Source organism: Phytoactinopolyspora endophytica (assembly GCF_004138495.1).
Lineage (GTDB): Bacteria > Actinomycetota > Actinomycetes > Jiangellales > Jiangellaceae > Phytoactinopolyspora > Phytoactinopolyspora endophytica.
In genome coordinates this window covers 33,108-45,319 of record NZ_ML142856.1, presented here as the reverse complement: position 1 = coordinate 45,319, position 12,212 = coordinate 33,108, and the positions used below count along the sequence as shown (strand labels likewise).

Here is a 12,212-nt window from a genome sequence, read left to right as displayed (position 1 = left end):
GGGATGTGCTGGAGACGATGAGGAGCCGTCTGAAGTGTCCGGTGGTGAGGCGGCCGTGGTGCGCGTCCCGGAGGATGCGGACACGATCAACGAGGCGGTGGCGCAGTCCGATCCTGGCGGGATGGTGCTCATCGGGCCTGGGACGTACCCCGAGTCGGTGATCGTCGACCGTCCCGATGTCACCGTCCGCGGAGCCGACCGCAATGAGACGGTGATCGACGGCGAGGGACGCCGCCCGTACGGTGTCGTGGCCACGGCTGCCGGCGTCCGGGTGGAGAACCTCACCGTCACGTCACACACCTTCTACGGCGTGCTGGTCACCGGTCTGCACGACGGAGACGGACCGGTCGCACAGGAAGACGACGGCTACGAGCCGTTCGACCCGGAGGAGTTCCCGCCGGTTCAGCGGTTCAGCGTCGACCACGTCACGGCCTACAACAACGGGCTGTACGGCATCTACGCCTTCAACGCCCAGAACGGCGTGATCCGGGACTCGTACGCTTCGGGTTCGGCCGACGCGGGCATCTACGTCGGCCAGTGCCGCTCTTGCCAGATTCTGGTGGAGGGCAACGTCGCCGAGCGCAACGCCATCGGCTTCGAGAACTCCAACGCGTCCGACTCGGTCGTCATCACCGGGAACAGGTTCTCGGGAAACCGGATCGGCATGACGCTGAACTCCGACTACCAGGAGGCGTTCGTCCCACAGCAGGGCAACACCGTGGTCGGGAACGTCATCAGCGACAACCGTGAGCCCGATTCCCCGGCGCACGCGGAGAACGGCTTCGGCATCGGAATCGGCACCGCCGGCGGCCAGGAGAACCTGTTCTGGGCCAACCGGGTCGAGGGTAACCCCGTCGCCGGGCTGCTGCTGCGGAACATCGAGGATCTCGAAGCTCTGGCCAACGTGGTCCGCGACGGCGTCTTCGGCGGCAACGGCGTCGATATCGCCAACGTCGCCGCGAACCGTGCGCCGACGCGGGCGACCTGCGTCGACGGAGCCGGGTTGGAGAGCACGCTCCCCGCGGGAGACGGCGCCGATGACGGTGAGGACCGAGGTGCTGGTGGCGCCGGCGAGGCTGCGACCTGGTACGACATCGGAGACTGCGATACCGCTGGCGAGGCGGCTGACTCCGCGCCCGCGCAGCCGGCATCCGCGGCGGATGAGCTGCCCGACGTGTCACCGCCGGCCGGCGTCAGCTTCCTCGACGTGGCCCCGCCGGCACCGCAGCCCACGATGGGCGACGTCGACGAACCGCCGGAACGGTTGCTGGACGAAGTGGAGTTGCCGTCGTTCACGGATCCGAACGTGCCGGCCGAGGACCTGCTCGCCGACCGAACCGGCACGGCGAGTTAGCCCCATGCTGCTTTCTGTACCGGATGCTGCATTCTGTGTCGTGATAGGGGCCGAATCGGTCGTTTAAGCGGTACGGATGACAGCATCCGGTACAGAAAGTGACAAGGACAGCTCGGCCTGGGTGCCGTTATCCACACCCTTCACCCGAGGCTCGGAAACCGGCGAGTTTTCCACAGCCGGACGATGGCGCCTTCCGATGAGGCAGCGCTGGGTCAGGCTGGTGCGCGTGCCACGTAGCTTGCGAACCATGCCAGCCGACGTCGCTGAACTATTGCGACGTGACGGGAGTGTGATCGTCGTAGCGCGAGCGCAGGCGGCAGGCGTCACCCGCAACCGCATCGCCCGGCTGGCCGAGGCTGGCTTGCTGACTCGGATCGGCCCCGGGCGCTACGTGCAGACCCAGGTATACAAGGCCGCCGGTATGAAAGAGCGCCACCGCCTCGAAGCGCGTGCGTTCGGCTTGTCACGTGGACCTGACGTTTATCTCACCGGTTGGTCAGGCGCCGTCACGTGGGAACTGCCTGTCATCGGGCGTCCACCAGACGTGCCAAACGCCGTCCGGCCGAGGCAGGAGGATAATCGCAGGTCGGCCAGGTGCTCGCAAGACGTCCGGATCGCTGAGCTTCCCGGGTGGCATATGACGCACGTGGGCGAGGTCGGTGTGATGAGTCCGGGCTGGGTCGTCGCTGACATGGCACGCACGGGTCCGATTCATCATGCGCTGGTGTCGGCGGACGCGGTGGCGCGGCTGCGTATCGACCTGAACGACCCGATCGAGCACATGCGCGGATGGCCGGACATCGACCGCGCGAGGTGGGTCGCCCGACATGTCGACCCGCTGGCCGAGACCCCGATCGAGACCCTCGGCCGGTTCACCGTGATCCAGTTCGGCCTGCCCATGCCGGTGCTGAACGCGTGGGTGGGTGACGGTCATCCCGAGTACCGCGTTGATGGTCTGTGGCCTCATCACTGGGCGGCGTACGAGGCGGACGGCGCGTTGAAGTACGACAACCGCCCCGATGCCTCGACGGTCGTGACCAAGCAGAACGAACGCGAGTGGTACCTGCGCCGCCGGCTCGGCCTGGATCTTGCCCGGTTCCAGTGGCGGCTCGCCTTCCGCGGCCGCGAGGAACTGGCCAAGCGGTTCTCGAAACTCCTCGTCGACAATCCCGTGCGGTCGGCGCCCATTCGCTGGTGGAAGGACGTGCCCGGGCACAGTCCGGTGGAACCGGCGGCGGAGGACTGGCCATCACCGGCGCCGACCTCGATCATCCTTCCGGCCGGATGGGATGTCTAGCCGTGGTGCTGCATTCTGTACCGGATGCTGCATTTTGTGTCGTGAAGAACCGTGAACCGGACGCTTCGCGGTACAGAAAGCAGCATCCGGTACGGGACGCAGCATGTGGTACGGAAAGCAGAGGTGGCGAACGGCCACGCTGCGCCGTTCAGGGATCTGGCCGGGATGTGTGAGAGCGGGTGGACATCGGGTCGGGGGCAGACGGCCGCGACGGGATGCGGGGTTGGATGAGTGTGCGACGCATCCGGCCAAACTCAATGCGTGGGATCGGGGATCTCGGGGTCGGTCGCCGCGTCGGCGAGGTCGACGGAGCCCCAGGCGTTGCCGAGGCGCATCTCGACCCGGTGCATGTGACCCTGCGGGTCGAGCCAGTACCGGATGGTCGCGCTCTCGGTGTTCGGGCTTGCCGCCATGTCGGTGGCCGAGTCAGCAGGGCGCGGACCGGCGAAGACGTCGAGCTCGACACCGTCGAGCTTCTCCGTTCCCAACCGGAGGGCGTCGGACTGCTGAAGGAGCAGCGGATTGTCCGGCCGGTCGGCGCCGAGGCTGGCGATGATCCGCAGCGCGACGTGTGGGGTGAACTCGTCGGCAGCATACGTGGTGGGAACCCATGCCGGATCCTCGTCTGCTAGGAGCGAGGGCGAGCCTGGGACGGGTAGCGGCGGCAGTTCCCCGGCGCTGACGCCGCTGCCGTCGTGACTGAGCAGGTATTGATCGGACCACAAGAGCAGCGCGGCGGCTGTCGCGGCACCGTCTGCCCAGAGCGTCGCATAGCCCCGTCCTTCCCGGTAGTCGAACCAACCGTGCACCCGCCAGGTGTCCGGCCCGTCAGGGATGGTCGCGTCGACCTGCCGCACACCGTCGTCGTAGTTGGTGAACCGGGAGATGGCCAGGGCCTCTGACTCCTGGGAGGTGAGACTGCGTACCCCGCCGGCCTGCCCAGACTCCGACGTCGCTGCGCTGCCTGCACAGCCGCCGAGGCCGAAACCGAGCAGCGCCGTCACTGCTCCCGTGATTACCAATCGTCGGCCTCGTCGCTGATGAACATGGGGCTCCTGATGCCTTCGAGGAGTTGTACGCACGTAGACAGATGAGCTGCCGCCGGCCCGGCATCGCACGCGGCGGACGTGTGAGGAATGGCACAACTCGAGTGCGTGCGTTCTGGCGCGTTGCGTCGTCAACCAGAACGACATGGCGGAGGAACCGAGGGAGAGCACGATGTGGGGCCATATCCCTGTGTTTGTGGCGGCACTGGCCAGCTTGGTCATCGGCCCACTGGCGGTGATGGAGGCATGTTGCGCCGCGGGCTCGTCGTACACGGTGTCGAAGGTGTCGCGTCCGCAGCCCGGCATCCACGTGGTGCCAGGCGACGTGGTCCGCTATACCGTGACAATCACGCACACGGGGGATGAATCGGTCGCCGACGCGTCGTACACAGATGACGTGTCGGATGACCTCGACGGAGCCAGATGGAATGACGACCTCGAGGTGTCGAGCGGCGTGACGGCGTTCAACGGCGGAGTGCTGGCTTGGGCCGGTGACCTGGAGGTCGGTGACGTGGTGACGGTGACGTATTCGGTGACCGTGACGGACGCGTACGTAGGGGAGGGTGTCTGAGGTGGGCGCTCGTCCATCCCGGCGGAGCCTGCTCGGTGCATTGGCGATCGGTGCCGGCGGCGTCGGCGCCGGGGCGGTCGTCGGCCGGGTCGCCCTCGATGATGAGACCGACAGGAGCGAGGCCGATGTCGCCAGTCCGACGACGGAAGCGAAGAACGCACCCGTCGCTGCCACCGGCCGGCACCAGGCGGGCATCGCGACGCCCGCTACCCCGCAGCCGTTCTCGCTCACGCTTGTCGCCGACGTCCCGGATCCCGCGGTCCTCTCCTTCCTGCCGCCTCTTGGTGAGACATTGCTGGAATTCCTCGACGATGACCTGCATGACACCGGAGACCTGACTGTCACCGTCGGCGTCGGACCCCGCATCGTGGCCGGTGTGGACGCCGGGTTACCGGGGGCCGAGCCGTTGCCCGAGTTCGTCGGCGATACTGAGCTGGCGCCGGAGCGGACTGGTGGCGACCTGCTGCTGATCGCGAGCGCGAGCGACCCCGCAGTGCTGCCGTCCGCAGTGAGCACGTTGCTTCGGACGGTGCCTGGAGCCGCGGAGCGGTGGCGCCAGTTCGGCTTTCGAGGGCCGGACGCCGACGGCGTCGTCCGTAACCCGTTCGGCTTCCACGACGGCATTGCCGTCCCTCGGGGCGAAGAGGAACTGGGCGAGAACGTGTGGCTGCGGAACGGACGTCGTACCGCGGGAGGCACGATCGCGGTGATCAGACGGCTCCGGACGGATATCGAGGCGTTCGCTGGGCTCAGTGTCGATGAGCAAGAGGCCGTGGTCGGCCGGAAGCGGGTGGATGGGGCCCCGCTGTCCGGAGGCGAGCGGATGTCGGAGGTCAACCTGACGGCCAGGACGGCTGACGGCCGGTACGTCACGCCAATTGGTTCGCACGCGCGCGCCGCACATCCGGGGCCGACGGGTAGCGCGCTGATGCTTCGCCGTGGGTACTCGTACGCGGAGGGCGACGAGGTGGGTCTGGTGTTCACGTGCTTCCAGCGCGACCTGCGCACCTTCGTCGCTACGCAGCAGCGGCTCGATGAGCAGGACCAGATGATGCGCTTCGTCACGACCACGGCGAGCGCGGGCTTCCTCGTGCTGCCTGGGTTCGACCGGAACAGGCCATTGGGCGCGACATTGTCGGAGGCCACCTGACCGAAGCGTTTGGAGTGGCGCGCTGGCCCTGCACAGCGTGCTGACCGGGGCCTCGCTCTGCAGGACGTCAACGCTCGGGTGGAGCGGAGAAGACCGGCTCAGTCACTGAGCACGGGGTGGGATACAAGGGGCGGAGAGAAAGACGTGGACGATGGGGACTGGGGCGGGCTGGTCGGACGGACGGCGGAGGTACGCCGAGCCGGCGAGGTGGTCGAGCGGTTGAAGTCGGGCGCCGGCGGCGCGATGGTGATAGCCGGGCCCGCGGGGATCGGAAAGAGCGCACTGCTGCGCGAGATGGCAGTAACCATCCGAGGGAGCGGTGAGGGCGAGCGCAGCGAGATCGCCCTGGCCCATGTGGTGGCAGCCGAAGCGGAGCGGGAGTGGCCCTACTCCGGCGTGCACCTCGTGCTCTCCGGCATGACCGGCGCGCTCGATTCATCCGGCCAGACCGACATAGCGGCCCGCGGACGCGAACTGCTCGCTGACGTTCGAGACGGCGTTGTCCCGTACGATGTCGCCACCAGGACGCAGGCGTTCCTCGCGGAGATGGCGTCGCCGCTGCTTGTCGTGATCGACGACGCACACCTGTTGGACGGGCTCTCCCAGGAGGTGCTGGGCTTCGTCTCGCGCAGGCTTGGTTCGGTGCCTGCCGCCATGATGCTGTCGACACGCCTGTCCGGTGGCGCCGGGCCGTTCCATGCGTTGCCGACCATGGAGCTGGACGAGCTGCCCTTCTCCGACGCGGTTCGACTGGTACGCAGAGCGGCCGGACCGGGCAGGCCGCGTCGGGTGGCTGAACAGATCGCGGCGCGCGCCGGCGGCAACCCGCGGCTGCTGCTCGACGTCGTGGGCCGCATTCCCGACGCTCAGCTGGCCGGCCGGATGCAGCTTGACCGCTACCTGCCCCGGTCGTCCGTTCTGGAGGCCCAGTGCTGGGAGGTCAGCGAGCTGGATGACGCGCGGCGGATGGCTCTGACCGTGGCGGCCGCGAGCGAGGACGGGCGGCTGACCCCGGTGTTGCACGCGCTGAGGGCATATGACGGGACGGTCACCGAGTGGTTGCTGGACGAGCATCTGACTGAGTTCGACGGTCAATTCGCCTTCCGCCGTCCGGCGGCTGCCTCTATGGCGTGGCATCTCGCCTCGCACCGGGAACGGCAAGAGGCCCACGCGGCTCTGGCCTCCGCCTACGACGCCAAGGACCGCGGCCAGCAGCTCTGGCACCTCGCGCAGTCTAGGTACGACGAGGACGCCGAGATCGCCGCCGAACTGCGGCACGCATCCGGCGAGTGCCTCGGGCACGGCGAGCTTGAACGCGCGACCGCCTATGCCCGCGAGTCGGTCCGGCTGACGCCCAACGATGCAGAGCGCGTCGACCGGCTCGTATACGCGGGTGGTCTGGCCCTGTTCGATGGCCGCGTCGAGGATGCGATCCAGATCGCGAGAGAGCGTTTCCGGGTGGACACGACGGTCCAGCAGCGCGCAGACCTCGCGCTGCTGGAGGTGCGGGCGCGAAGCCTGCTGGACGGCGACGTGGCGGCCGGGGTCATCACGCGGCACGTGCAGGAGGTGGCCGACGCCGACCCCAACCGCGCGGCACGTCTCAACCTGTTCGCCGCGTTCGGGTTCGCCTGCCGGATGGAGCCGGCCGAGGCGGCTCGCTTCCTCTCGTTGGCGGAGATGTACGAGGAGCATTTCGATGAGGGCACGCGTGCCGTGCACGGGAGGATTGCGGCGTGGCTCGCTTCGATCAACGGAGATCCCGGCGGCGCGGCCGCGCTTCTCGTCGTCGGCGCCCTCGGTGATGATGTCCTTACCGAGGCGGACGCGCATGTCGCCCACGCCATGACCCTGGTCCGTCTCGAGCGGTTTGACGCAGCGCGTCGGCTGCTGCAGGCGATCACTCTCGACGGGCGGATCGGCGAGTCGCCGCTACTGCGGGGCAGCAGCCTGGCGGTGTTGACGATCCTCGAGGCCAAGGCTGGTCGGCTCGTCGCTGCGCGAGACGCGGCAGCGGCGTGGGAGGAGACCGGGATCGGTGGTGCCTGGCGGGCGGTGGTGCCGGCGTATATGGTCCGGGTCCACGGACTGATGGGTGACGACGAGCCGGCGTGGCGGAGCCGGGACCGGTCGGTCGATCGGTCCCGCCGCCACGGTGACTGGTGGGCGACGGCGTTGGCACAGGCGGAGTCCGGCGCGCTGCTATTGGTCCGGGGCCAGCTGGATGCGGCGATGTCGGTCCTGGACCATGCCCGACGTTACGCCTTGGAATACGCTGACCCATCGATTCTGGGGGCGGAGCCCGACTACATCGAGGCGTGCGCGCGCAGCGGGGAGATCCGCAGTGGTGCGAGCGCGCTCGCGGAATTCGAGCAGCGGACGCTGAAGGCTCCGACCGCTTGGGCGCGGCATACCCTTGCACGCTGCCGTGCGTTGCTCAGCGAGGGGGAGGCGTCGCTTGCGTTGTTCGACGACGCTGTCCGCGTCACCGCCGACGTGTCGCCGGTAGAGATGGCGAGGACGGCGCTCTGCTACGGGGAGCGGTTGCGCCGCATGGGCCGGCGGATCGAGGCAGCGTCCTGGCTGCACCGCGCGATGGTGATGGCCGAGGAGTGCGGGGCGGCCGCGCTGGTCGTCCGCACCGAGGCGGAGCTGCGTGCCACGGGTCGGCGCACGACGGTGGAGACGGTCGACATCGATGACCTGACCGAGGCAGAGCAGCGTATCGCGGCCCTCGTGGTCGAGGGCAGGCGCAACCGCGAGATAGCCGCCACACTCTTTGTCTCGGTCCGGACCGTCGAGACTCATCTGAGCAGAATCTTCCGCAAGCTTGGCGTTCGGTCACGTACGGAACTGGCGGCCGCCCTCGGCACCGTCAACGAGTGAGCGGTTGTCAGGTCTCGCTCTGCTGAGCCATGTAGGCCGAGCGCAACGCACGCCGTGCCCGGGTGGCCAGGCTGGAGACGGCGTTCGCGGTCATGGACATCGCCGGTGCCAGCTCAGCCGGCGAGTAGCGGTCGACGTCGATGAGCCAGAGAATGTGCCGCCAGCGAGGCGGGAGACTGGCCCAGGCGGCGTTGACGAGATCCGCCTGGGTGCCTCCCACCGGAGTGGCGGACACGTAGTTGTCCCAGGCCGTGAAGTCATCGATGCAGACCATCCGGCCCTGAGTCGCCGAGTGCCGGTACGCGAGCCTCTTCACGGTCGACACGACGTATCCTCCGAACGAGTCGGTTGGTCCGTGTCCGGAACGCACCGCCTTGAGGACGAGATAGAAAGCTTCCTGGACGAGGTCGTCGGCGACGTGAATATCTCGCACTATGCGATGTGCTACTCGGCGTGCGACTGGTGCCGCACTTTGGTAAAGCGTGACGAACGCATTCTCATCACCGTTTCTCGCTCGGTTGAGTAGAACCGAGGGATCGTCTATTTCCACCCTACTGATCACGGTCTAGACGGTGCCGATGTGGGAATTGCCAGCGCGTCGCGGATAACCACATTTCCGGCCTGGGCAGGCCACGTACGTGGTACGGGAAGCGGACATTCCGTCTCCATTGGTCGGTCTAGCGAGGTGGCGCGCGACGTTGAACGCGGAATGTCCGCTAGGCGAGCACGCGGCCGGACACACGGAAGTCCGTGGTTTAATGGCTCGCGCAGCTTGGGTGTGGGGTGAGGGGTATTCGTGCGTATTGGCCGAATTCTGGCGATTTCGTTATCGGTGGCGCTCAGTGCCGGGCTCGTCGGCTGCGGTGACGCCGACGGAGACGATGAGAATGCCGGGTCCGAAGGAGCGCGGATCACCTATTGGGCGGTGAGCATGTCGTCGTCGATCACCGACGACGAGGCCGTACTAGAGCCGTTGTTGGAGACGTTCACCGAGGAGACCGGCGTCGAGGTAGATCTCGAGGTCGTTCCGTGGGCGGACCTGTGGAACCGGATCCTCACCGCCGTGAGCAGCGGCCAGGGCCCCGATGTACTCAACACCGGCAATACCTGGTCGGCGTCGCTGCAAGCGACCGGGGAGTTCCTCGAGTTCGACGACGAGGCACTGGAGGCCATCGGCGGCGCCGGCAAGTTCATCGAGACCAGCCTGGCGGCCACCGGGGCCGAGGGAATGCCGCCCGCGACCATCCCGCTGTATGGGCAGGCGTACGGGCTGTACTACAACACCGAGCTCTTCGCCGAGGCCGGCATCGACGAGCCCCCGTCGACCTGGGAGGAGATGGTCGACATCGGGCAGCAGCTCACGCAGGACACCGACGGTGACGGCGATACTGACCAGTGGGGACTTTCCATCCTGGCAGGAAACGGCGGGGTCGGCTCGCACTTCGCGTTCATCCTGGGTCGACAGCACGGCGGATCGTTATTCGACGAGTCGGGCAACCCGCAGTTCGACAGCGACGAGCAGGTCGCAGCCGTCCGCCGTTACCTCGACCTGATGGTCACCGACCAGGTCGTGTCGCCCAGCAACGCCGAGTTCACCATGACCGAAGCCGCCGACCAACTGGCGCAGGGCACGGCGGCCATGGTGTTCGGGCAGGCCTCGACGCGCCGGACCCTGGCCTCGCTGGACTTCGACGACTACGGTGTCGCGCGGATCCCGAGCCCCGCCGAGCTGCCCGAGGGCGGCAGCGATATCGGGTCGATGGTGGCCGGCACCAACATCGCCGTCATGGACGGCTCCGAGCACGTCGACGAGGCGCTACAACTGGTCGGCTTCCTGACCGACGTCGACGCGCAGGTCGAGCTGAACCGGACCTACGGGACGCTGCCCGTCATCGAGGAGGCATACGAGCACGAGGCGTTCGACGATCACGCGATCCAGACGCTCAGTGTCAACCTGCGTGACCATGCCGAGCCGTTCCCCCAGGTGCCGGAGGTCGGTCAGATGGAGACCCTGGTCGGCGGCGCGGTGAAGGAGCTCTTCGCGCAGGCGGCGACTGGCACGGTCACCGACGAGGACATCCGGTCGGCGCTCGAAGAAGCAGACAGGCAGATGGAGGCCGCCGGGTGAGCCATTGCCGTCGGGCTGAGGCGTCGGGGGGGAGGGAGAATTTCTTCTCCGTCTCACGCGGTCGGCGGAGTGGCTCGGGTGGGCTGGTCGCGTGTGTCTGCCGCCGCCCGAAGATCGGTCGAAGAAATTCTCCCTCCCCACCTTTGGGTGAGCGTTCGGCATGACCAACGGCGGCTCCGTATTCGGGAGAGGAACGAACAGGGAGCGGGCGGCGACAAGGCCGAGCAGCCAGAGGAGGCGGCGGCTGGTTCCGTATGCGTTGATCCTGCCGGCGGTCGTGCTGGAGATGGTCGTCCATGTTGGACCGATCCTTGTGGGGCTGTGGACCAGCCTCACAAGGCTGACTCAGCTGAGCATCCGGGACTGGACCGGCGCACCCGTCGTGTGGTGGGAGAACTACCGCAATGGGCTGGATCCGAGCGGCGCGATCGGTTCGGCACTGTGGGCGACCTTCCTGCGAACTCTTGTGTTCGCGGTGCTCGTCGTCTTCCTGTCCTGGGCGCTCGGGATGCTGGCCGCGTATCTGCTGAACACCGACGTCCGAGCTCGCGGTGCCTTCCGGATGCTGTTCCTGGTCCCGTTCGCCGTGCCCACGTTCGTTGCGGTCATCGGCTGGTCGTTCATCTTCAGCCGGGACGACGGCGCGCTCAACCACGTCCTGGTGGATCAGCTGGGGCTGTTCGACGAGCGGCCGTTCTGGCTGATCGGCGGGAACGCGTTCTGGGCGATCGTGGTCGTCGCCGTGTGGCGGCTGTGGCCGTTCGCGTTCCTGATGCTGTTCGCGGCGCTGCAGAACGTGCCGCACGAGCTGCACGAGGCCGGGGCGCTGGACGGCACGTCGCGGTGGCGGCAGTTCCGCAGTATCACACTGCCGACGATCCGGCCGGTGAACGCCGTCGTGATCCTGATCATGGGCCTGTGGTCGTTCAACGAGTTCGCCATCCCGTACGTGTTGTTCGGCCCGCAGCCGCCGGAGTCGGCGACGTTGCTGTCGAACCTGATCTACGAGCACTCGTTCGTGAACTTCAACATGGGGCTGGGCTCCGCGATGAACGTGCTGGTCCTGGCCTTCCTGCTGGCCGTGTCGGTTTGGTACGTCAGGGCTTTCGTGCCCCGAGGCCGCGATGAATGAGCGCGGGCGGGATCCGGGGCGCAGCCCGAGCTGGGGCAGTGCCCGCACGGGTCGCGGCACACGACGGCGTGCGATGTCGGGCGGCATGCACGAGGGTGTGGGCTTCCGATGGTTCCGCCGTGCCGGCCTGACGTTCTTGACCCTGTTCACCGTTCTGCCGCTGTACGTCGTCGTCTCGTCGTCGGTGAAGCCGCTCGCCGACGTCCAGGGTGCCTTCAGCTGGATTCCACGCACAGTGACGGGGGGTCCTTACCTGGACGCATGGACCACGATGCCGCTGGCGCGTTACCTGGTGAACAGCCTGCTGGTCTCGGCGCTCTCCGCCGCGCTGTCGGTGCTGGTGGCGGCGCTGGCGGCTTATGCGCTGGCCAGGTTCGCCTTCGTCGGCCGGAACGCGTTCCGGCTGGCCGTGCTGTCCACTCAGATGGTGCCCGGCATGCTCTTCCTGGTGCCGCTGTTCCTGTTGTTCACCCAGATGCACAGCTGGCTCGGCGTCCAGCTGGTCGGGTCGTACGCCGGGCTGGTGATCACGTTCCTGACCTTCTCTCTCCCGTTCTCCATCTGGATGCTCGCCGGGTACTTCGCCGGCATACCCCGCGAGATCGAGGAGGCGGCCATGATCGACGGGCTGGGAACCGTCTCGGTCCT

The 12,212-nt window shown here is 67.6% G+C and carries 9 protein-coding genes and 1 pseudogene; 8 read left to right on the top strand and 2 right to left on the bottom strand.

Features of this window, described 5'->3' with window-relative positions; all coding sequences use genetic code 11:
• Both ELR45_RS16575 and ELR45_RS16570 read left to right on the top strand, forming a co-directional pair.
• Positions 1-1,354 (top strand): right-handed parallel beta-helix repeat-containing protein (locus ELR45_RS16575; RefSeq protein ID WP_205856728.1); only part of this gene is annotated, 1,354 nt, incomplete at its 5' end.
• A gap of 247 nt (positions 1,355-1,601) precedes the next feature.
• On the top strand, positions 1,602-2,651 hold the full coding sequence (locus ELR45_RS16570; RefSeq protein WP_129667402.1) for a type IV toxin-antitoxin system AbiEi family antitoxin domain-containing protein: 1,050 nt from the start codon (positions 1,602-1,604) through the stop codon (positions 2,649-2,651).
• A gap of 254 nt (positions 2,652-2,905) precedes the next feature.
• Here ELR45_RS16570 and ELR45_RS16565 read toward each other — a convergent pair whose 3' ends face one another.
• Positions 2,906-3,673 (bottom strand): hypothetical protein, encoded by a 768-nt coding sequence (locus ELR45_RS16565; RefSeq protein ID WP_165367835.1) that lies wholly within the window; start codon positions 3,671-3,673, stop codon positions 2,906-2,908.
• Between the two features lie 196 nt (positions 3,674-3,869).
• Here ELR45_RS16565 and ELR45_RS16560 point away from each other — a divergent pair, with 196 nt between their 5' ends.
• The 3 genes from ELR45_RS16560 to ELR45_RS16550 all read left to right on the top strand — a co-directional run bounded on the left by ELR45_RS16560 (position 3,870) and on the right by ELR45_RS16550 (position 8,304).
• Positions 3,870-4,268, top strand: a complete 399-nt coding sequence (locus ELR45_RS16560) for a DUF7927 domain-containing protein (RefSeq protein WP_205856727.1) — start codon at positions 3,870-3,872, stop codon at positions 4,266-4,268.
• Between the two features lies 1 nt (position 4,269).
• On the top strand, positions 4,270-5,418 hold the full coding sequence (locus ELR45_RS16555; protein ID WP_205856726.1) for a Dyp-type peroxidase: 1,149 nt from the start codon (positions 4,270-4,272) through the stop codon (positions 5,416-5,418).
• Between the two features lie 144 nt (positions 5,419-5,562).
• The gene (locus ELR45_RS16550; protein ID WP_165367834.1) at positions 5,563-8,304 is read left to right on the top strand and encodes a helix-turn-helix transcriptional regulator; all 2,742 of its coding nucleotides are present in this window, start codon (positions 5,563-5,565) and stop codon (positions 8,302-8,304) included.
• A gap of 7 nt (positions 8,305-8,311) precedes the next feature.
• On the opposite strand, the gene ELR45_RS16545 is transcribed toward ELR45_RS16550, so the two are convergent.
• Positions 8,312-8,854, bottom strand: coding sequence for an RNA polymerase sigma factor (locus ELR45_RS16545; protein ID WP_276320699.1), 543 nt, complete (start codon positions 8,852-8,854; stop codon positions 8,312-8,314).
• 246 nt (positions 8,855-9,100) lie between these two features.
• On the opposite strand from ELR45_RS16545, the gene ELR45_RS16540 reads away from it, so the two are divergent.
• The 3 genes and pseudogenes from ELR45_RS16540 to ELR45_RS38110 all read left to right on the top strand — a co-directional run.
• Positions 9,101-10,432, top strand: a complete 1,332-nt coding sequence (locus ELR45_RS16540; RefSeq protein ID WP_129667397.1) for an ABC transporter substrate-binding protein — start codon at positions 9,101-9,103, stop codon at positions 10,430-10,432.
• 286 nt (positions 10,433-10,718) lie between these two features.
• A complete protein-coding gene (locus ELR45_RS16535) occupies positions 10,719-11,564 on the top strand; it encodes a carbohydrate ABC transporter permease (protein WP_205856725.1) in 846 nt (281 codons plus the stop codon).
• A gap of 85 nt (positions 11,565-11,649) precedes the next feature.
• A pseudogene (locus tag ELR45_RS38110) lies at positions 11,650-12,212 on the top strand (carbohydrate ABC transporter permease); the annotation flags it as partial.